Here is an 18,529-nt window from a genome sequence, read left to right as displayed (position 1 = left end):
ATGTTGGAGGCGGATTGCCGACGAATGACACAAAGCCATCGGACCTGGCCGAATACCACACGGCGGATCAGTCGTCGACGTGCACTTCGCGACCGCCCCTACCGGCTCGGTGAGCCGCATACGCTGTGCCTGCCGCCCGCCATCGGCCATGGCCGGCGGCGGGTGGCAGTCGGGGACACGAAACAGGGAGGAAGAGCGGGATGACACAGGCTGCGGGGAGCGAGCTGGACGAGCGGGTGCCGGGGCGCCGGTGGACAGTACGGCTGGATGCTGCCGGCCGGGGCAGTGCGGCAGTGCGCATCTCGTGCAGCCGCCCCGCATGTGCCGAGCAACGTCTGCCGTCCGCGACCGCCGGCCGCGCGGCAGCGGTCGCCCACCTCAAGGCCCACCTGCGCGCCGCCCCCGCCCCCAGGGCAGAGTCGTACTGCGCGTGCAGGGCCGAGGGCTGCCAGACTCATCTGCCCGACACCGGTCGGCATGCCCGTGCCGAGCCCTGGCGGTGCGGCGGGCCGGTCGTCCTGGCCGTGATCGCCGACCGGGCGGGCCGCTGGTGGCAGGCCATGGAGTGCTGCTCGCGGTGCGCGGCCGCCACACCCGGAGCGAAGACCGCGGCCACCTCCCAGGCCCCCGGGCCCCAGCGCACCGACCGCCCGGCCCCCGCAGTCCTGGACGCGGGCACACCGCAGTTCTCCGACCACCAGGTCGCAGCCGGGACGTGGGTGCCGACTCCTCGCTCCGCCCCCGTGCGGCGCCGCCCACCGCAGGTGAAGATCGCCCAGCGCGTCATCCCGCACGATCTGCGCCCCATCGCCCTGCGGGACGAACTCATCGAACTCGGTGACCTCTTCCGCGCCTACCAGCAGCGCGACCAACCCGACCTGGCATTTCTGGCAGACCTCCACACCCGCAAGGCGAGCGCCTTCTCCGCCTGGGCCGAGGCCACCGGCGACACCCGCCTGAGGCTGGACGCCCAACGTGCCGAGCAGGCCGCCACCGCCGCCCGCTTCCAGCACCAGCAGCGCACCGGCCTGGCCACGAGCAGCACCGACCCGGACAGCGACACTGCCGCTGTGCCCCGCCTGCTGATGGGCCCCGTCCAGTGGGGCCACGCCCGGTCCGTCCTCGCCCACGTCACCGACACCGCACCGTTGCCCGGCCCGGAGGCGCGCCTGCTGGTGGTGATGCTGACCCTGCGCACCGCGCACAGCGGCACGGGCAACCTCGTCGGTCAGGACCTCACCGGGCTGGGCCTGAGCGAGCCGGAGGACCTGGTCACGCAATTGGCCGACAGCGGCTGGCTGTGCCTTCCCAGTACCCCTCGTGACCTGCTCGCCTCCCGGCCCGAGAGCCCCACCCCTGTCACCGTCCCCTCCCTGGTTCCCGACGAGGACAAGCCGGGACCGTTCACGTTCGGCAAGAAGCTGCGGCCCAAGCTCTCCGGGTGGGCCCAGAAAATCGTCTCGGACAAGAAACTCCGCAAGACCAAAGCAGGCGCCGCCCCCCGGTTGCTCGCCCTGGTGCTGGCCACCCACAGTTCCCCTGACGGACAGCTGGGCCTTGGAGGCCAGGGCGTCGACCTGGACCATCTCGCCTCCTGGTGCGCCGTCGATCCCGGCGAACTGGCCTTTCTAACGGACCAGTTGGCCGCAGCGGACTGGCTCACCGAACCCGCCCTCACCAGCACCCGTCTCACCGGCCGGCTGACCGAGCGGGTCCTCCCGCTCACCTGCCCCCTCACATAGCCGGGCGGGCCGAGACGCGGGGCACATCACCCGTCCGAGTGAACCTGTGATGGTGTCGTCCGCTGGTCGGCGCCAACCTGGTTGCCTGCCAGACCTGCTGCTCACCGCGAGCGACTGCGCCCACCGCACTCTCGTATGCGCCGGGCTGAGCGCGCTCATCAGCGAACTCACCGAAGGCCGGCCGGGGGCATCCTCCGTGCGGCACCGGCCAGGGGCGCGACTGGCCGATCCGGTCCTTCCCGCGCCCGACGTCCTGGGCCGTGTATCGAAGATGGATCTCGAGTAATGGTGATCCCGGTTCATGGGGCGGGGAAATCTCCCGGACGAGCAGTGGACGGTGCTGGAGCCGTTGTTGCCGAAGGGAACGAGAGCGGGGCGGCCATCTGTTTGGTCTCGACGGCAGTTGATCGACGGCATAAGGTCCCGGGTTCGGACGGGTGTTCCGTAACGGGACGTACCCTCCGAGTACGGGCCGTGGGGTCAGGTCTACGACCTGTTCCGCCGGTGGCAGCGGGATGGCAATTGGCGTCGGATCTCTACTCAACTTCAGTCCCAGGCCGACCTGAAGGGTGCGACTACGTGGGACCTGAGCGTTGACTCCACGGTATGCCGCGCCCATCAGCATGCGGCCGGGGCCCGGAAGTGGGCGATCTGCAGAAGGAGCCGCCGTGCGATGTCTTCACTGAGCCTCGTGATCACGGACGTTCGCGCGGCGGATTCACCACCAAGCTGCACTTGGCCGTCGAGCAGGGCCAGAAACTGATGTCGATCGTGGTCACAGCTGGGCAGCGTGGAGACTCTCCGCAGTTCGAACCTGTGCTGAAGAGAGTCCGTGTGCCTCGCGCAGGACTGGGGCGGTCAGGTGTCCGCCCCGATCGCGTGCGCGCTGACAAGGCGTACGCCTCTCGCGCGAACCGCGCCTACCTACGCCGCCGCGGCATCCGCTGCACCATCCCTGACAAGGCAGGCCAGGCGCGCAATCGGAGAAAGCGCGGCTCCCGTGGCGGTCGGCCACCACGTTTCGACCCGTCGACTACCGTGAGCGCCACGCTGTCGAGTGCGGAATCAACCGCCTCAAGAGACACCGAGCTGTGGCCACGAGGTACGACAAGCTCGCGGTCCGCTACGAGGCGACCGTCCTCATCGCGGCCGTCGACGAGTGGCTGCGACCCTCGGCTGTCACGCGACGGGATCCAGGTTTCATGCCGCAGAACACACAGCCGAAGTCGTCCTCGCGCACGACGTTGCGCTCCTGGGGCGCTTCGCTTCCGGGCCGTAGGGTACGGCCGTGAGGTAGACGTTCGGAGAAAGGCATGACCATGGGGGACGTGCAGTTGGCGTGGCAGCGATTGGTGGACTGGCTGGAGACGAACGCACCGACGACTGCGTCGTCGATCCTTGCTCCCGCTCCGCCGGCAGCGATCACTGCGGCTGAGGAGCGCATGTGCGTCGTTTTCCCGGTCGAGCTTCGGACGTGGCTCCAGGCATCCGGGGCCGACAACCGCCCTGAGGGTGTCACGGAGGGTGTCGTGCCCGGCAACCGCGATTTGCTGGGACTCGCGGCCATGGAGCGGACGTACCACTTCAAGATGGAGATCGAGCGCGACGACCCGTCCGACGATCCGGAGTTCCCCTTCTGGCATGAGCAGTGGATTCCGATCATCTCGGACGATGATGCTTGCTACGGAAAGTTCCTGGATGTGCGTAGCGGTCAGATCGGTTCATTCGGGGATGGGGATGCGCCATCCTTCGGAGTTCACGAGTCACTGACCGCTCTGTTCAGCGAGACGGTCGTCCTCATGGAGCAGATTTCTGCGGGGGCGCAGGGCGCAACTGGACGTGTTCAGGAGGGCAGGCTCATCTGGGACTGGTGATCGGCGTACACGCGTAGGCCCACGGTGCCGACCGACATCACGGGCCCACTGCTGTTTCTGCTGTGCTGCTGCGGCTTGGCTGCGTCGATCCGGTCCTGGTCGCCCTCAATGACTGCACTGCTTTGGATCTCCCACCGTGATTTGAACCTTCTCCGCACCGTTCGAGATCGACTCCCGATACACGGCCCAGGCGTGACACTCATTTCCGCCCTGACCGAAGGCATCCAGTGCTTCCCGCGCCGCGCCGGCTCCGGCTGTCGCGGCATCGGCGGCGGCCGTTACCGTGTTCGCCTTCACCGCGTCGGACAACACTGTGCCGTACTCAAGCGTCTTCTCGACGTCAGCCCCACTGCTCTCGTGGGCCATCAGGGGCTGGCGCCGGTCCGGCGAGCGTGCTGCCGGCGTACGGAAGCGACGTGCGTGCGCGCCACGGCGGCGCGGTCGGGTACGTGATGGACGGACGCGTCACGGCGGCTCTACTTGTGGCTGAGCGCCGCAGCCGCAGGTTGTCCGAGACCTGCGGCGCATGACGCGACGAGGCCGCCGAACGTAGCCCGGAGCATGTGGCGATGCGTCGGTTCGACATTCATGTGCGGAAGGCAGCAGATCGGCTACGCGGCGATGGCGGGGAGCCGCAGACCCCGGAGCTCGAAAGCGGCCTTCCTCCGAATCGACGGCTGCTCTGCGGGCCCGCCCTACCGTACCGGGCGGCCTGCGTGCAGCATCGATGCGGGGCCACCGACCGTCCGGCCCCGAAGCCGGCGCTTCTGTCGTCGGCCACCCGGGCGAATCGCTGTAGAAGCACTGCTTCTCGACGTGTTCAGAGTCAGTCCGGCGCGTAGCCGTGTCTCCACCGGCAATGTGGCCCGATCCGGCACTCTGTGCCCATGACCGACATCTTCGAGCACACCCCGCAGATCTGGAATGCCGCGCAGCTTCGCGACGCGCTCAAGGACCTGCCCGATGACGCGCCCATCCACATCGGCGTGGCAGGCGACCCCGGCGACTTCGACGGATACCGGGAATTCGTACTTGTGGACGCGCATCAAGTGGAGAACTGGTGGCCGGCCACCTCCACGGCGCCGGAACGTACCGAGACAGCGGACGCACTGACACTGTTCGCCGACTGGGAGCCGGGCGCATACGACCACCTGGAGTGAACCGGGGCCCACCACGGCGCCTCGCCCGGCGTACGGCGGCGACATCCCGGTCGTCGGTTGCCGGACTGTCTGGATCGACGGTTCGGCATCGGCGAGGTGCTCCAGGAGGAAGGCGCGGCGCTCGGGTACGGGCGGTTTCGGCAGTCGCCGATCACCGGCCTGAGCGCGGTGCGTACGGACCCGCTGAGACGCGGCTGTCCCTGCGCGAGATGAGCACGGTGACAGCGAACGGCTCGGTCGTGATGAACCGCGACCCGTGGATGTGCGCGAGGAGACCGAACCGTTCGGTGTCGTCGGCGACGAGTTGACTGTTTGTGATCCTGCGGCGCTGTTGCGGGAGGACCAAGGGTGCTGGACTTCGTGCCATGACGACATTGACGGCCCGCCTGTTTCGAGCGATTGATCGATTCCACAGTGTCCACCCGTGGGACCACAACGCCCACTATCACCGATGGATCATGCGGCAGATCCCCAGGCGCTTCGACAGGGCCTTGGACGTCGGATCGGGTAGCGGAGATCTGGCCCGACTCCTGGCCTCACGTGCCAGAACAGTGCAGGGCCTGGACGCTGACCACGCGATCGTTGCTCGGGCCCGGGAACTCACTGCGCCGGCTGCCCCGGTGAAGTTCACCGCAGGAGACGCGCTGACGGAGATTCCACCTGGTTCCTACGACGTCATCACGTGTGTCGCCACCATCCACCACCTGCCGTTCTCCGACGCTCTCTCCCGCCTTCGCCAGCACCTGGCACCAGGTGGGACCCTGGTGGTCGTAGGCGTGGCCCGTGCGCAGTCTCCCGGTGATCATCTTCTCGGCGCTGTAGCCATTCCGTTGAATGTCGCCATGGCTTGGATCAAAAACAAGGGGCGCAGAGCACCCCGGCCGGACTCCATGACCGCCCCCACCCGACCAGCGACCATGAGCTTCGCCGAAATTGTTCATGACGCCCGCCGCATCCTGCCCGGTGTTCGGCTGCGCCGACGTCTGTTCTGGCGATACACACTGGTCTGGCATCAAAGCTGACGAGCGTTCTCGGAACCGCTCCTTGCGACAATCAGTTGCCGGTGATGGATCTCTTCGACCAGTTGGGCGGTGTTCCCGCGCACATAAGACACCGGGCCATGAGGGGAGTGAATTACCCCGGTGCGCTTCCGAGTCCCGGGGCACTGGGGCAGACGTTCGTAGTCGCGAACGTTGCGGCCGCCGCCGTCCGGGAGTGGCCTCCGAGCCCGGCGTGGCAGCGGTGGTGGTCGTAGGTGTGAAGGATGTCTGTCAGGCCACGGTGCGCGCTGCGCTGGTGGTGTAGGGCCGCAGGCAGGCCCATTCATCGAGCAGTGTGCACTTGCCGCGGAGGGGACGGCCGGCATCACGGCCCAAGACTCGCCATGGCCGCCACCGTCGAGGGTCCGGCCGAGTTCCTTCACGTTGATGACGATCTCTGAATTCGGCTGTGGCGGACACTCCGTGACGGTCGGCACAGACGGATTCGCGGATCCTGTATGTGAGTGAGCCTGGTGAGAGAAACCCGTGGTGGCTAGGTGACGTTCCAGGTGATGCTGCGGTCGTGATCCAACAGGATGACGCGGTACGCATCGTTGAGGAAGAGCCGGCGCGCGGTCATCAGGCGTGGGTTACTGCTGGCGTCAAGCAATTCCCGCGCAGCGTGGTCGTACGCGTAGTCGAGCACGAGCTCGTCTGGAAGGTTTATGTCCAATCCGAGGAGTATGCGCGAACACACAATGCAGCCGCGATGCTGGTGGGACACGGTCCGTGTCTGGTCGTCCGCGCCGATGGCGGGCTCCACTCGATTGGAGTGCTCTCCGCGATCGAGGGGGCTTGGGAGGACGACTACCGCAGTCGTATCCAAGGGCTGCCGGTCCGCACTGCTGTGGACCATCTCCACGACGAGCTACGGACGGCAGCTGAAGCAACGGGCGGACGCATGGCTGCTGTCCATACCCTTCGTCGGAAGTCGGAAGGTGGCCGGGCTCTCCCCGACGCATGCCTTCGCCTGCATGACCGGGCTGCTCGCAGGTGAGGTGCCGACGCAGCTCCTGGCCATCGCTCACCAGGAGCTTGTGAAACCCCTCGACCGTATGCTCGCCGTACATACCTTCGGCGTTGATGCTGATTTCTGAGATGCAACCAGTCGAAACCGCGGAAGACACGCGGTTGGCTCTGTTGACCCGGTTCTGGGCCCGTGCGTCGCCGTCTCGCAGCTCGGCGCAGGTCCCGACAACCCAGGCAGTCAGCTCGCAGCGACAGACCAACTGGTCCAGCTGAGGCGGGACATCGCGGTGGCTTCGAGAGGACGAGGGTGCGCAAGAATGCGCGTGTGGGGGCGGCCGTACGACCAGCGCTTGATCAGCCTGATGCGTGTTACCCGGTCTTCGACGAAGAAGGCGCAACTCGCGGCCGATCTCGCTGCGTTCGTCCGCGGACGCACCGAAGCCACCGCCAGGCATTGGCGACAGATCGGCCTCGCGGCGCAAACCCACGGCCAGGTCGCCACCCCACCACGCAAACACCGCGGCAAAGACCTCAAGCATCTGCAGTGGCTCATGGCACACCACGAGGCCGCCCGCTGCGCCCACTCCTCAGCCGGAATCCCCGTCGAACGCGGCGCCGAACCGGCTCGCACCCCAGAAGTTCAGGTCGCAATCGGCCTTGGTCCCGGCCGGCTCACAGAAGCTTTCCAGCCACGGGCCTACATCGGCCGCAATGTCCCCGAACCTGCGCGGTCCGAAAAGCCACAGCCCGACCACCGATCCCGACATACCGCCCCCGAGGAGTCGTGCCTCAGAAGCCGTTGTCGTACTGGTCTTGGTGAGCATGGGCTCGAATGCGGCGGCTCGGTCGGGCGATCTTCGGGTCTGTCCGTGCATGAAGACAGGGCCTCTGGTGCAGCTCAGGCTTGTTGAGACCTTGAGCACCAGGAGGCCCTGTTGTCGCTGTCCTGTGCCGTCACACCGGCTGGCGCCACCTCGGCTTCACCTGAGTGTGATTGCCTCGCTCATCCGTTCGGGTATACCGGCGACCGACCGTACAGGTTCAGCCGGTCTGGGTGTAGTGCTGCAGATAGAGGAAGATCGATTTCCAGCCCGATCCGACGTTGACAATGTGCAGCTGACCGCCCGATGGGCCGAAGTCCGAGGCTGCGATCCCCTGAACCTCGTCCCCGGACTCGACGTCCTGATGGAACTCGTAGGAAACCTGTCCGGAGCCGATGTCGATCGAGTAGACCGACTTCGCCGAGTCGTCCACGGAGGCATAAAGCCTGCCCTGCCACATCGCGGCGCCCTGGATCCTGCTCAAGGGCTGTGACAGCGTCACGGTCTTCACCACGGGCAGCGTCGAACCGGCCGGAAGATTCAACAGGTCATTCAAGCTGTAGGCGACCAGTTTGTTCGTGCCCTGCGCGGCATCCTGATCCCAGGGCGAGGTATAGACCAGACCTGCGGCAGCATCCACCGCGACCCACGGCACCCCGCCCGGCATGTGTGCAAGGGGCAGTTGTACATAGCGACCCGTGTAGCTCAGGTCACTCGCGTTGTACAGCGCCAGCAGCGGATGCTGGTAGCCACTGCCACCATCCTCGATCGGCGCGATGACATAGCCGCCGTAGTACTCCACGTCCCCTATGTGATCGCTGCCGTACGTCCCGCTCATCTCCCGGGTAATCGGGGCCCCCGATGACGCGACCTCCGAGTCGTTGGCGGCGGTGGCCTTCACCATCCCGCCGGGCCCGGCATAGTAGAAATACGTCCCGTCTGTCGCCACACCCTGCCCGCGCTCCAGCGCATTGAACCCTGTCCACCGCTGGTAGTCCGCCGTCCGCGTCCAGGTCGCGGCCATTGCGGGAGATGTCGCACTCCCGACGAATGTGGCGGCTGCGATTATCGCGACCGCCGAAACCCTGCCCAGCTTCATCTGATTCCACCCTCCCGTTGTTCTGCAATGAGAAACGTCGCTTTTCAGGGGCGAAGGGATTACAGCAGCGGCGGACGACCACCGTCAATGAGCACTGGACGAACTCTGGTTCACCTGCGAGGCGGGCAGCGACTCGACGACTGCCCGGTGGCATTGGTAACGGGCGGGGGTTTTGGACGGGCATCGGGCGGACGGCGCCGGTACGGAAGACACATCGGTGCAGGCGTGAGATCTGAACAGTGATCAGCAGGCAGACTCGGAGCCGATGTCCCTCAGCGGTGTGTGTTGACAGTGGCACCGGACAATCGGCTGATGGTGGGCTTCGACCAGGAGAATCGCAGTCTTGTCTCTCCGCAGCTGTGCACGGACGACCCCGAACTCCCCCGTCCGCTACCGCGCTTCCCCGTGAACGCCTCCGTGGCAGCCGGTTCAAGGTGTTCCTCGACGGCTCGGCGGCTCTGACCGAACCTGTCGGGAAGGCCGCCCGCCGAGAACCAATGGAGTCGTTCCATGACCGGCAGACCAACCCCGTCTTCTCGCGCCCCTGTCGCTGGCGCTGATGTCCATCCTCGCCGCGACATCCGCGGTGGCACAGTCCCCGGGGCGACCGCAGGCCGTCGCACGGACCTCACAGGACTTTCACGTCGACTGCGGCGCCGCAGCTAACGGCGACGGAAGCGTGAGCACCATGTGGAACTCGCTGGTGCCGGTGAACACCCATACGTTCCAGCCGGGTGACTCGATCCTCTTCAAGCGCGGCTCGCAGCCGGACGTCTTCAAGTCAGCCCGGCTGCAAAGGGTCGGGCGGGTGAGGCTGGGGCCGGTGGCGTTCGTGGCCGACTGTGCACGGTGCGATATCCCAAGCCGGCCGGCCTACAGGCACTGTGGCACTCGGCGATCGCCGCTTTCCCTGAACCGCTCGCGGTGGGCCGTGCCGTTTGAGAATGACGGTCGAGGCTGTCCCGTCGTGACGCGAAGGTCATCCACAAGTCTGTCGGTCGTCATCCATGACATGCACAATCAGTCACATGACAGTCCCGGCGGGCGCGCCACCCACGCACAACACGCCTGCCGAGCTCGCCCTGGGGTTCCTGACGGGCGGGGTGATCGGGGCGTCGCTGACCGCCTTCATCGGCGGTTGCATCGTCGAGAGGACGCCACTGATCGTCACGGGGCTGGTCCTGCCTGCGGTCTACGGGCTGGTCTTCTTCCTCGCCACTCTGCCGCGCCGGGCCCGGGAGGCGGCCGTCGTACCGCGTACGGCGCTCGCGATGATCGAGGATCTGGAGGCCGTCAAGGGTGAGACCAGCGACGTGCCGGTGCGGTTCGAGCTGTCCGTCGCGCCGGCCGACGCGCCCGCATTCCGCGTCGAGATACGGCAGGACATCAACCTCGTCGAGTTGCCCGACTACCGGGTGCGCGGGGTCGTGGTGGTGGAGTATCCGCCGGACCGGCCGTGGAAGACGCGGATCATGAGGCGGCCGACGCCGGAATGGGAGGAGCGGGCGGCCAAGGCCCGGGTGGACTCGGTGCCAGGTCCTGCCATGAAGATCGACACCCCGGCGGGCTGTTTCGGTGGGCTCCTCACTCTCCTCGGGCTGCTGCTCGGCGTGGCCGCCGTGCTCGTGTTCTTCCGTACCGACCTGTTCGACTCCGCTGAGGGCGGGAGCGGCGCCCCCGAGCCGTCCGTCTCCTACTCGTCGTCCACCGGCGTCGTGACGTCGGCGACGGGCACGGTCACGCTGGGGCCGGGCCGGTCGATGCTGGACAAGGGTGAACTACGCAAGGCCGTCGAGTCGTTGGCCGAAGTCCGGGACGAGCGCCAAGCACTCACCGTCGTCATGCAGGACCAGCTGCTGACGGTCGTCTTCTCCCCCACCGGCGCGACGGCCGCCGGTTTCGATCCGAGGTCCCTGCCCTACGATCGCGTCGCCGGCCTGGTCGAGGAGGCCAGGACCACTCTCGGCGTCGACTCCCCGCAGAGCTGGCAGCTCACCGCCGACGGCGTCACCGGATCGCTCACACTCAGAATCGTGGTGACCGGCGGCGGAGGCACGGCAATTCTGGAGGCGGACGCACAGGGCAAAGTGCTTCGGCGCATCGGAAGTTGATCGGTACGGGAGCGGGAGGGCGCATGGGGTGGGACACGTTTCTGGTGCTGTGGTGTGCGGTGTGGGGCGCGGTGGCGGTGGTCGGGTTCGTCCGGTCGCTGGCCGGGGTGACGAAGGCGCAACGTACGGTCCGGCTCACGGGGTCGATCACGCGGGTGCGGGAGCCGCGGCACGGCGGATCCCGGAAGGGCGGGATATCGGTGGTCGTCTCCTACCGTGACCCGGCCTCCGGTCAGGAGATCACGGTCACGAACGACGGTGAGCGCGGCGAGATGATCACCCCCGCGTGGGAGGGCCGGGAGATCGGGATCAGCCACCCCCGGGGCAGACCGCACGCCTACCAGTTCTCCAACACACCGAAGGAGCCCGATCGTGGGCTCGGCTGGCCGGGATTCGCGGTCCTTCTGGTCTACGTCGGGCTGGTGGTCCTCGCCGCGCTCGAGTGGGGGTGGCCGTGGGCGCTGATCGGCTTCGGCGGGACTTGGGCGATCTCTGGTGCCGTTCACCTGCCCGGGACGGTACGCGCCAAGAACCGTCGCATCGAGAGGCTGGCTGCGATGGAGACCGTCCCGGGACGGGTCGTCGCGGTACTGAAGGACGTCAGCGTCGACCAGGACGACGGTCACACCTCGACCACGATCACCCCGGTCGTGTCGTTCACCACCCGGGAGGGCACGGCCGTTACGGCCTACTGCATGTCGAACCTTCCGGACCCCGTCGGCGCGTGCGGCCGTGATGTGACGGTCCATTACACGCCCGCCGACCCGGCTGAATTCACGCTGGACCGTGCGGCCGAGCAGCGCTCGGAGGAACGGGGGGTGACGTTCGGCGTCCTGGTGTTCGTCGTGCTCGTGGCGACGGCCGTGGTGGGAATGGTGTTCCTCTGAGGCCCATGACGGGCAGTGGACCAGGTGTGTACCTTCTCCCCCATGGAACCGTTCACATTCGACTACGAGAACCTGCATGCGCGTGTGGACCGGGGGGTGTTCGAGCTGTTCAACCTGGACAGTTCGGCGCACACGTTCCGTGTCCCGTTGCGCTGGCTCGGAGTGTCGCTGCACTACAAGAAGCCGGACCGGCCCGGCACTCTGTACTTCGGCGTGGTCCGTGATCCGCAGGCCGCCCTTTACAACACCGATCGGCTCGCCCTCCGGCACTCGACCTCGCCCGCGTTCCAGGTGCCGCCCGGCGACGAGCCGTTGTTCCGCACCTACTTCACCGAGGTGGCGCGACTCGCCGACCGGTCGGTGTTCTGACGCGGAACCGATGGTTTTCGAGCACGGCGCCGTACACATGCGGGTGGACCACGCAGTCTTCGAGCTGTTCCGGCGCAACCGCGTCATCAGTGGGACCATCTGTCGCGCACGGTCCGGCACGGCACGGCAGCTGGGACCGTCAGCGGCGGCAGTACGGCGGTGCTCATCTTGTGCAGCTGCCCCGCCTGTACCGTTCAGCGTCCGCCATCCGTAGCCGCTGCACCCAGCCGCGGCCTGGCCCAGCGGTTGAGGTGGTCAGCTCCGCGGGGGTCTCCGCACCGGGTGCGTACGCTGCCGGTTCAGCCTTCTGCGCCCGGAGTTCGCCGACCTCGGCCTGAAGGTCTGCGAGTTGCCGGTGAAGTGCCTGAATCGCCACGACCGCAGCGCCGTTCGCATCGGTGCAGCAGATCGTCTTGTCGTCGGCTCCCAGGCCCAGGTGGGCCCGCCAGTCCTGCACCATCGGCCCCAGTTGGCGCACTTCGTCGTTCCCCCACCGGTATCGCCATGTGCTCACGGGCGGGCGGACCGATGCCCGTGGACTTGCCGCAATGCAGGCGCAACAACGCCTGAGCGGAACCCGCGCGAAGGTCGGGTGGCGGGTTTCTCCGCATGGGCGGCGCTGATCGTCCTGGACCACGTCCTGGCCGTCTCGCAGGAGCAGGACCTCGCGCTCACCAACAGGTGCCGTAAAGAACGGAGCAGCATGTTCCGCCGCCACATCGTCCGGCGTTACACGGACGCCGCCGACGAACACCTCCGCGAGGGCGTGAGCAGGGCGGACGTCGCCGGGTGCGGCACTATGTGCCCGGTACGGGACTTGGACCGGGTGACAGTGTTCGCCACGTACGCCGCCGCCGGTCACAGGATCCTTCAGCGCGCCCACGCCGTCGGCCTCGCCGGCCGGGTCAGCAAGCGGTGCGTGGCGTCAGTCGGGCGGCACGGGTTTCCAGGTAGCGGCGCTCGGTCAGGCTGGTGGTGCCGCGGGCGGCGCGATGGTAGTACTCCCGGGCTGCCGGCAGGTCGTCGGCCATCTCCAGGAGGTGCGCGCGGACCGCGTGCAGCCAATGATGGTCCGCGATCCGGTCGTCCGCGGCCAGCTTGTCCAGCAGGGCCAGGCCGGCCTGTGGTCCCTCGATCATGGCGACCGCCACCGCCCGGTTCAGGCTGGCCATCGGGTTCGCTGAGAGCCGCTCCAGGATCTAGTACAGCGTATTGATCTGACGTCAGTCGGTCTCGCCGGTGCTGGGCGCCTCGTCGTGCAGTGCGGCAATGGCGGCCTGCAACTGGTAGGGGCCGAGCGTCGAGCGGGTCATCGCATCGGTGACCAGTGCGACACCTTCGGCGATGCGGCCGCGGTCCCAGCGCGAGCGGTCCTGCTCGTCGAGCGGGATCAGCTCGCCGTGCAGGCCGGTGCGGGCGGCCCGGCGGGCGTCGTTGAGCAGCATCAGGGCCAGCAGGCCGGCCACTGCGCCGTCGTCCGGCAGCAGCCGGTGCAACAGGCGGGCCAGACGGATCGCCTCGGCGGCCAGGTCGTCACGGCGCAGCCGGTCGCCGGAACTGGCGGTGCAACCCTCGTTGAAAATCACGTACAGCACGTGCAGCACGACCCGCAGATGCTCCGCCCTGTCCTGCCCGACCGGCATGGTGAACTCGCTGCCGGCGGCCTTGATCCGCTGCTTGGCCCGGCTGATCCGGACCGCCATGGTCGGTTCCGGCACGAAGTAGGCTCGGGCGATCTCGAAATCGGCCACGCGGTGCGCAGGGGGTCGAGGGCCGCGCCGACCGGATGAACGGCGCGGTGGGGTTCGGGTTCGCCTGCGAGGTCGGGCAGCAGGGTGGTGCTGCTCATCTTCATCCGTATGCAGATGGGGCGATCGCGCGTACGCCGACACCACCCAAGGTGCAGGATGAGAGCTCCATCGGCCGCTGGGAGTAGGTCCCGCGCCTCATCCGTGCTTCAGGCCTCCCGGCTAGGGTCTGCACTCATGCAGACCACGGAGATGGCTCATCGTCAGATGTCGGAGCGTAGGCGCGACACGCTGGAGCGGCTCGTTGCGGAGCGGGATGTTTGGGTGTCGACAGCTCACCCTGATCACGGGCCGCACCAGGTGCCGCTGTGGTTCCTGTGGGATGGGCAGGCGGTATGGATGTGTACCAGCGCGACTTCAGCGACGGCGCGGAACGTCCGCACTGAGCCGCGTGTGCGGTTGGCACTGCCGGACACCTTCGATGTGGTGCTTCTCCAGGGGCAGGCGGAGTGCTTCCCCAGCCAGGAGGTGCCCGACGGCGCGGCGCAGGCGTTCACCGACAAGTTCGGGTGGGACCCGCGGACGGAGGAGGCCCCCTTTGTGTATGTGCGTGTGGTTCCGAAGACCGTGCGCGCTTGGCGCGGCGAGCCGGAACTACGCGGCAGAGTCATCATGCGGGACGGGACGTGGCTGGGACAGCAGCCGTCCGATTCTCTGCCCCGCTCACCGGAGCACTGACAGAGAACCACGGTGGCCAACTGGAATGCACAGTGGCCGTCTGAAGGTGCTCCTTACCTTGTTGGCCGGTTGATTCCGGTCCTTCGTACGATCGGGAGACCCAGGGGCCTGGGTGTGGCTGAAAGCGATCACGCCGTACGTGTGGCTTTGACCGACAGGCGCTCAGTGCCGCGCGACGGCACGGCCCGCTCCTTGGGATGAGCGAACGAGATCGCTTCGTAAGGACATGTCGGGGTGATCGTCCGCAGGGACCACCGGTCAACCGATCGACCAGGAACGCTCGGGTGCCCGCACTCCGGGCGGGGACGGACGCCGGCGAGGCCGCGCACCACTGCACCGTGATCGACACGGACGGGACGAAGCTGTTCTCGCGCCGCGTACCAAACAACGAAGCTGAAGTGCTGAAGCTGACAGGCGACGTCTCGGCACTGCTTGAGGACGACCCGGCGACCTGGGCAGTCGGCCTGAACGCAGGCCATTTGGGAATCAGTCACAAATGCGTGTGACCGAGCACTTCAGTTGGCGAGTTGAGCATCTCTCCCGCAAGCCATGGCCGGGAGTGGCCGCCAGCTGGCAGGGACGTCACGCATGATGAGAACGCAGTCCAGGGTCGCACTCCCCGGCGGGAAGCGGTCCGGGTCGTCGAAGAAGGACGACCCGATGGAGCGAACCCGGCCGGCTTCCATGTGCCACACCTTGGTCCGTAGCTCCATACCGTCCAGGTGGCGGCCGGAGCTGGTCGCCGAGAAGCCCTTTGCCCCGCTCCTGAAGAAACGGGAAGCCTCGGCAAGGTCGGCGAAGAGTTCGCTGCCTCGTAGCTCGTCGGACAGATCGACGGTGGTATCCACTCGGGTATCGCCATCCCGTGTCGCCAGTGCGACGCGCACCTGACCGGGCCTCTCGTGTACCTCGAAGTCGGCGCGGCCGTGTTCGCCGGGGAAGAGGCGGCCTCCGGCCCAGGCGTTGAGCCGCGAGGAAGTGTCGCGCCGTGGGATGTAGACGCCGGTCTCGACACCGTCCGGCCCGTCCCACTCGACGGCGATCCGATGTGCCGCGTTCTCGCTCCGCAGCCCGAAGGCCTTGGGCATCCAGGCCGGCCGGGCCCTTCCCAGGCGCAGCAGGCAGATGCCCGCGACCGCATAACCGTGCACAAGTTGCGGACGCAGTGGCCCAGGGAGCAGGCGTGCGGCGGCATCCGGGGAGACTCGATAGTTCACCAGCAGTCGTCGCTCGATGACGCTGGACAGGCGCGGCTGCATCATGATCCCTCGCTCTGCGCCCCAGGGCGCCATTTGGTGTGGCGAAGCACGATCTGCTCGGGGCAGACGACGCTGAGGAACCGACCGATGCAGGTGGCCAGGCGATCCTCGGCCAGCATATAGAGAATCCTGTTGCCCTCCCGTCGCTCGGTGACCAGACCGGCTCCCTTGAGCACGCCGAGATGTCGTGAGATGGAGGGCGCGCTGATCGCGAACCTGGCTGCGATCTCCCCGGCCGCGAGCTCACCGCCCCTGAGGTCCTCGAGGATCTGGCGCCTCGTCGGATCGGCGAGAGCGCGGAAGGCTCCCGCCTCGTCCTGAGCTTCTGTCATACCCAATATTTAGCAGCTTGGCTAAATATCTAACAAGTGGTCTCGTGACTCTGCCGGCAGGTGCGGCTGACCGCTTCGGCTCAGCTCGCCCACCGGACCGCTCACTCCCTGGCTGATGCACTCAGTCGCAACTCGTACACGTACAACTGCGCGAGGGTCTCCGCTTCCCGGGTACCGGTTGCTCCCCCTGGCTCGCACCGGACGACGAGATCACCCGACCGGAGAGCCATCGTGGCGGTCCGGTGCCGGAAGAGCGCGGACCGTGGTGTGGGGCCTTCCTGACTCGCCCCTGCTTCGCTGTCGTGGCGAGGGCCGCCCCCTCCGCTCCGGCCAAAGGGAGGACTCGGCAGCCCGGGTCCGCCTGGTCCCGGGCCGACTGTGGCCCGGGGTGCCTAGGCTGTCACCGCTATGAAAGGACGGTGCCATGGATACTGACTCCCGAACCAGGGCAGCGATCGAGGAGCATTGGCGGGCCTCGGAACGCGGGAACACCGAAGCCGAACACGCCATCTATGCCACGGACGCGATCCTGGACTACCCGCAGTCGGGCGAGCGGTTCCGGGGCCGAGCAACGATCTCGGCGCAACGCGGCGGGCACCCGGCCGACCGGCACTTCACCGTCCAGCGGATCACCGGCCATGCGAATCTGTGGGTGAGCGAGTGCCTCATCACCTACGACGGTGTGCCTTCGTATTCGGTGAGCATCATGGAATTCGCCAACCAGCACGTGGTGCACGAGACGCAGTACTTCGCCGACCCCTTCGGCGCGCCGGATTGGCGGGCCGCGCTCGCGGAGCCGATGCCGGGCCGAACCATCACCGGGACCTGATTCCTGGCCTCGCTCGGGTCAGCCGGGTGATCAGCCTGCCACTTTGTTGAGTTCCAAGAACGCGTACGCCGAAAGGACTGGTGGATGGACCACCGCAGCCTGAAGGGCCGTCCCCATCCAGCATGACGAACGAACGCTCGACACAAAGAACGAACGCACTATACGAAGTGGGAAACCCTCCGCCGTCCGCGAAGGGGTGGGCACCGAGGGCTTCGACGTCGATGTGCTCGATCGTGGGCGCACCCCGAAGGCGCAGTTCGGTGAGTGCATCTCGGCCCCTCCCGTCGACCGTAACGGTCGCGCCCGACGGCGTGGGCGGTGGCTAGGTCCGTCGGGCCGCTGCCCGACGGATCACGAAGGCCGCGGCGCCGACAGCGAGGACTGCAGCCCCGGTGACGACGGAGGAAAGCGGCAGGGCGAAGGCGAGGACGAGGCAGCCGGCCAGGCCGACCACCGGGACTATCCGGGCGGGGCGGCCTTCGGCCGGGGTGAGCGTGAAGGCGGAGGCGTTGGCGACGGCGTAGTAGGCCAGAACGCCGAAGGAGGAGAAGCCGATCGCCCCACGGATGTCCGCGGTCGCGGCCACGGTGGCGACGACGGCGCCGACGAGGAGTTCGGCGCGGTGCGGAACCTTGAACTTCGGGTGCACGGTGGCCAGGGCGTGGGGCAGATGGTGGTCTCGGGCCATGGCCAGGGTGGTGCGCGAGACGCCGAGGACAAGGGCGAGCAGCGAGCCGAGCGCCGCGACCGCCGCACCGGCGCGGACGACCGGGGCGAGCCAGTCGGCCCCCGCCGCCCGGGCCGCCTCCGTCAGCGGAGCTGTGGCCGCCGCCAGCCCGCCCGGGCCGAGGACGAGCAGCGCCGAGACGGCGACGGCGGCGTAGACGGCAAGGGTGATGCCGAGCGCGACCGGAATGGCACGGGGAATGGTGCGGGCCGGATCGCGGACCTCCTCGCCCAGGGTGGCGATGCGGGCGTACCCGGCGAAGGCGAAGAACAGCAGGCCCGCCGCCTGCAGGACACCGCCGGGGGCGGCGTCCGAGCCGATGTCCAGCCGAGCCGCGTCCACGGCTGCGGAGGTCGACGAGACGGCCACGACGGCGGCGAGGACCACCAGGACCACAGCCACGGTGACCCGGGTGAGCACGGCTGACTTCTGCACTCCGGCGTAGTTCACCGCGGTCAGCGCCACGACCGACGCCACCGCGACCGCGTGGGCCTGGCCGGGCCAGACGTAGGAGCCGACGGTCAGTGCCATGGCTGCGCACGAGGCGGTTTTGCCCACGATGAACGCCCATCCGGCCAGGTAGCCCCAGAACTCCCCCAGACGCTCGCGTCCGTAGACGTAGGTACCGCCGGATGCCGGATAGAGGGCGGCGAGACGGGCCGAGGAGGTGGCGTTGCAGTACGCGACGACCGCCGCCAGGGCGAGTCCGACGAGCAGCCCGGAGCCGGCCGCGTGGGCGGCCGGGGCGAGGGAGGCGAAGATCCCGGCGCCGATCATCGAGCCCAGCCCGATCAGCACCGCGTCCGACATCCCCAGGCGCCGCT

Annotated in this window: 18 protein-coding genes and 3 pseudogenes; 13 read left to right on the top strand and 8 right to left on the bottom strand. The window is 67.8% G+C overall.

Annotated elements, in window-relative coordinates; genetic code table 11:
• Positions 1 to 200: 200 nt before the first annotated feature.
• The 3 genes and pseudogenes from AB0D53_RS22120 to AB0D53_RS22110 all read left to right on the top strand — a co-directional run bounded on the left by AB0D53_RS22120 (position 201) and on the right by AB0D53_RS22110 (position 3,616).
• Positions 201 to 1,742: a hypothetical protein gene (locus AB0D53_RS22120; RefSeq protein WP_362449118.1), complete on the top strand. Its 1,542-nt coding sequence runs from the start codon at positions 201 to 203 to the stop codon at positions 1,740 to 1,742.
• 301 nt (positions 1,743 to 2,043) lie between these two features.
• Positions 2,044 to 2,911: pseudogene (locus tag AB0D53_RS22115) on the top strand (IS5 family transposase); the annotation flags it as partial.
• A gap of 144 nt (positions 2,912 to 3,055) precedes the next feature.
• On the top strand, positions 3,056 to 3,616 hold the full coding sequence (locus AB0D53_RS22110; protein ID WP_362449116.1) for an SMI1/KNR4 family protein: 561 nt from the start codon (positions 3,056 to 3,058) through the stop codon (positions 3,614 to 3,616).
• Positions 3,617 to 3,721: 105 nt separating this feature from the next.
• On the opposite strand, the gene AB0D53_RS22105 is transcribed toward AB0D53_RS22110, so the two are convergent.
• Positions 3,722 to 3,982 carry a hypothetical protein gene (locus AB0D53_RS22105; RefSeq protein WP_362449114.1) on the bottom strand — a complete coding sequence of 87 codons (261 nt, stop codon included), beginning with the start codon at positions 3,980 to 3,982 and terminating at the stop codon, positions 3,722 to 3,724.
• A gap of 521 nt (positions 3,983 to 4,503) precedes the next feature.
• Here AB0D53_RS22105 and AB0D53_RS22100 point away from each other — a divergent pair.
• Together AB0D53_RS22100 and AB0D53_RS22095 are read left to right on the top strand one after the other, a co-directional pair.
• Positions 4,504 to 4,776, top strand: a complete 273-nt coding sequence (locus AB0D53_RS22100) for a DUF6225 family protein (protein WP_362449112.1) — start codon at positions 4,504 to 4,506, stop codon at positions 4,774 to 4,776.
• Positions 4,777 to 5,141: 365 nt separating this feature from the next.
• On the top strand, positions 5,142 to 5,798 hold the full coding sequence (locus AB0D53_RS22095; RefSeq protein ID WP_362449110.1) for a class I SAM-dependent methyltransferase: 657 nt from the start codon (positions 5,142 to 5,144) through the stop codon (positions 5,796 to 5,798).
• A gap of 112 nt (positions 5,799 to 5,910) precedes the next feature.
• On the opposite strand, the pseudogene AB0D53_RS22090 reads toward AB0D53_RS22095, so the two are convergent.
• Positions 5,911 to 6,113, bottom strand: a pseudogene (locus AB0D53_RS22090) (hypothetical protein); the annotation flags it as partial.
• Positions 6,114 to 6,276: 163 nt separating this feature from the next.
• On the opposite strand from AB0D53_RS22090, the gene AB0D53_RS22085 reads away from it, so the two are divergent.
• Together AB0D53_RS22085 and AB0D53_RS22080 are read left to right on the top strand one after the other, a co-directional pair.
• The gene (locus tag AB0D53_RS22085; RefSeq protein WP_362449108.1) at positions 6,277 to 6,813 is read left to right on the top strand and encodes a YrhB domain-containing protein; all 537 of its coding nucleotides are present in this window, start codon (positions 6,277 to 6,279) and stop codon (positions 6,811 to 6,813) included.
• Positions 6,791 to 6,913 (top strand): hypothetical protein, encoded by a 123-nt coding sequence (locus AB0D53_RS22080; RefSeq protein WP_362449202.1) that lies wholly within the window; start codon positions 6,791 to 6,793, stop codon positions 6,911 to 6,913. The genes AB0D53_RS22085 and AB0D53_RS22080 overlap by 23 nt, the downstream gene beginning before the upstream one ends.
• A gap of 459 nt (positions 6,914 to 7,372) precedes the next feature.
• Here AB0D53_RS22080 and AB0D53_RS22075 read toward each other — a convergent pair whose 3' ends face one another.
• Complete coding sequence (locus AB0D53_RS22075) at positions 7,373 to 7,609, bottom strand: hypothetical protein (RefSeq protein WP_362449106.1); 237 nt, start codon at positions 7,607 to 7,609, stop codon at positions 7,373 to 7,375.
• Positions 7,610 to 7,826: 217 nt separating this feature from the next.
• Entirely contained in the window at positions 7,827 to 8,705 is an 879-nt protein-coding gene (locus AB0D53_RS22070; RefSeq protein WP_362449104.1) for a hypothetical protein, read from the bottom strand.
• 1,028 nt (positions 8,706 to 9,733) lie between these two features.
• Here AB0D53_RS22070 and AB0D53_RS22065 point away from each other — a divergent pair.
• From AB0D53_RS22065 to AB0D53_RS22055, 3 genes are read left to right on the top strand one after another with little or no spacing between them, the layout of a single operon-like run.
• Positions 9,734 to 10,816: a hypothetical protein gene (locus AB0D53_RS22065; RefSeq protein ID WP_362449102.1), complete on the top strand. Its 1,083-nt coding sequence runs from the start codon at positions 9,734 to 9,736 to the stop codon at positions 10,814 to 10,816.
• 23 nt (positions 10,817 to 10,839) lie between these two features.
• Positions 10,840 to 11,703, top strand: a complete 864-nt coding sequence (locus tag AB0D53_RS22060; RefSeq protein WP_362449100.1) for a DUF3592 domain-containing protein — start codon at positions 10,840 to 10,842, stop codon at positions 11,701 to 11,703.
• Between the two features lie 42 nt (positions 11,704 to 11,745).
• Entirely contained in the window at positions 11,746 to 12,072 is a 327-nt protein-coding gene (locus AB0D53_RS22055) for a hypothetical protein (RefSeq protein WP_362449098.1), read from the top strand.
• A gap of 905 nt (positions 12,073 to 12,977) precedes the next feature.
• Here AB0D53_RS22055 and AB0D53_RS22050 read toward each other — a convergent pair.
• Positions 12,978 to 13,811, bottom strand: a pseudogene (locus AB0D53_RS22050) (DUF6596 domain-containing protein); the annotation flags it as partial.
• Positions 13,812 to 14,057: 246 nt separating this feature from the next.
• On the opposite strand from AB0D53_RS22050, the gene AB0D53_RS22045 reads away from it, so the two are divergent.
• Both AB0D53_RS22045 and AB0D53_RS22040 read left to right on the top strand, forming a co-directional pair.
• Entirely contained in the window at positions 14,058 to 14,558 is a 501-nt protein-coding gene (locus AB0D53_RS22045) for a pyridoxamine 5'-phosphate oxidase family protein (RefSeq protein WP_362449096.1), read from the top strand.
• Between the two features lie 197 nt (positions 14,559 to 14,755).
• Positions 14,756 to 15,064 carry a transposase gene (locus tag AB0D53_RS22040; RefSeq protein ID WP_362449094.1) on the top strand — a complete coding sequence of 103 codons (309 nt, stop codon included), beginning with the start codon at positions 14,756 to 14,758 and terminating at the stop codon, positions 15,062 to 15,064.
• 9 nt (positions 15,065 to 15,073) lie between these two features.
• On the opposite strand, the gene AB0D53_RS22035 is transcribed toward AB0D53_RS22040, so the two are convergent.
• Entirely contained in the window at positions 15,074 to 15,820 is a 747-nt protein-coding gene (locus AB0D53_RS22035; RefSeq protein WP_362449196.1) for a DUF2071 domain-containing protein, read from the bottom strand.
• Positions 15,817 to 16,149 (bottom strand): metalloregulator ArsR/SmtB family transcription factor, encoded by a 333-nt coding sequence (locus AB0D53_RS22030; RefSeq protein WP_362449092.1) that lies wholly within the window; start codon positions 16,147 to 16,149, stop codon positions 15,817 to 15,819. The genes AB0D53_RS22035 and AB0D53_RS22030 overlap by 4 nt, the downstream gene beginning before the upstream one ends.
• Before the next feature lie 424 nt (positions 16,150 to 16,573).
• On the opposite strand from AB0D53_RS22030, the gene AB0D53_RS22025 reads away from it, so the two are divergent.
• Entirely contained in the window at positions 16,574 to 16,978 is a 405-nt protein-coding gene (locus AB0D53_RS22025; protein WP_362449090.1) for a nuclear transport factor 2 family protein, read from the top strand.
• A 322-nt stretch (positions 16,979 to 17,300) separates the two neighbouring features.
• Here AB0D53_RS22025 and AB0D53_RS22020 read toward each other — a convergent pair whose 3' ends face one another.
• Positions 17,301 to 18,515: an APC family permease gene (locus tag AB0D53_RS22020; RefSeq protein WP_362449194.1), complete on the bottom strand. Its 1,215-nt coding sequence runs from the start codon at positions 18,513 to 18,515 to the stop codon at positions 17,301 to 17,303.
• Positions 18,516 to 18,529 lie beyond the last annotated feature (14 nt).

Source organism: Streptomyces sp. NPDC048295 (assembly GCF_040652135.1).
GTDB lineage: Bacteria > Actinomycetota > Actinomycetes > Streptomycetales > Streptomycetaceae > Streptomyces.
The sequence above is the reverse complement of the archived record's forward strand: the minus strand, read 5'-3'. Positions and strand labels throughout refer to the sequence as shown.

Coding starts and splice junctions, on each gene's coding strand:
- AB0D53_RS22025 (WP_362449090.1), top strand. CDS start 16,574: ATGGATACTGACTCCCGAACCAGGGCAGCGATCGAGGAGCATTGGCGG.
- AB0D53_RS22080 (WP_362449202.1), top strand. CDS start 6,791: ATGACCGGGCTGCTCGCAGGTGAGGTGCCGACGCAGCTCCTGGCCATC.
- AB0D53_RS22075 (WP_362449106.1), bottom strand. CDS start 7,609: ATGCTCACCAAGACCAGTACGACAACGGCTTCTGAGGCACGACTCCTC.
- AB0D53_RS22105 (WP_362449114.1), bottom strand. CDS start 3,982: ATGGCCCACGAGAGCAGTGGGGCTGACGTCGAGAAGACGCTTGAGTAC.
- AB0D53_RS22070 (WP_362449104.1), bottom strand. CDS start 8,705: ATGAAGCTGGGCAGGGTTTCGGCGGTCGCGATAATCGCAGCCGCCACA.
- AB0D53_RS22120 (WP_362449118.1), top strand. CDS start 201: ATGACACAGGCTGCGGGGAGCGAGCTGGACGAGCGGGTGCCGGGGCGC.
- AB0D53_RS22055 (WP_362449098.1), top strand. CDS start 11,746: ATGGAACCGTTCACATTCGACTACGAGAACCTGCATGCGCGTGTGGAC.
- AB0D53_RS22035 (WP_362449196.1), bottom strand. CDS start 15,820: ATGATGCAGCCGCGCCTGTCCAGCGTCATCGAGCGACGACTGCTGGTG.
- AB0D53_RS22045 (WP_362449096.1), top strand. CDS start 14,058: ATGCAGACCACGGAGATGGCTCATCGTCAGATGTCGGAGCGTAGGCGC.
- AB0D53_RS22100 (WP_362449112.1), top strand. CDS start 4,504: ATGACCGACATCTTCGAGCACACCCCGCAGATCTGGAATGCCGCGCAG.
- AB0D53_RS22065 (WP_362449102.1), top strand. CDS start 9,734: ATGACAGTCCCGGCGGGCGCGCCACCCACGCACAACACGCCTGCCGAG.
- AB0D53_RS22020 (WP_362449194.1), bottom strand. CDS start 18,515: ATGTCGGACGCGGTGCTGATCGGGCTGGGCTCGATGATCGGCGCCGGG.
- AB0D53_RS22030 (WP_362449092.1), bottom strand. CDS start 16,149: ATGACAGAAGCTCAGGACGAGGCGGGAGCCTTCCGCGCTCTCGCCGAT.
- AB0D53_RS22040 (WP_362449094.1), top strand. CDS start 14,756: ATGAGCGAACGAGATCGCTTCGTAAGGACATGTCGGGGTGATCGTCCG.
- AB0D53_RS22060 (WP_362449100.1), top strand. CDS start 10,840: ATGGGGTGGGACACGTTTCTGGTGCTGTGGTGTGCGGTGTGGGGCGCG.
- AB0D53_RS22110 (WP_362449116.1), top strand. CDS start 3,056: ATGACCATGGGGGACGTGCAGTTGGCGTGGCAGCGATTGGTGGACTGG.
- AB0D53_RS22095 (WP_362449110.1), top strand. CDS start 5,142: ATGACGACATTGACGGCCCGCCTGTTTCGAGCGATTGATCGATTCCAC.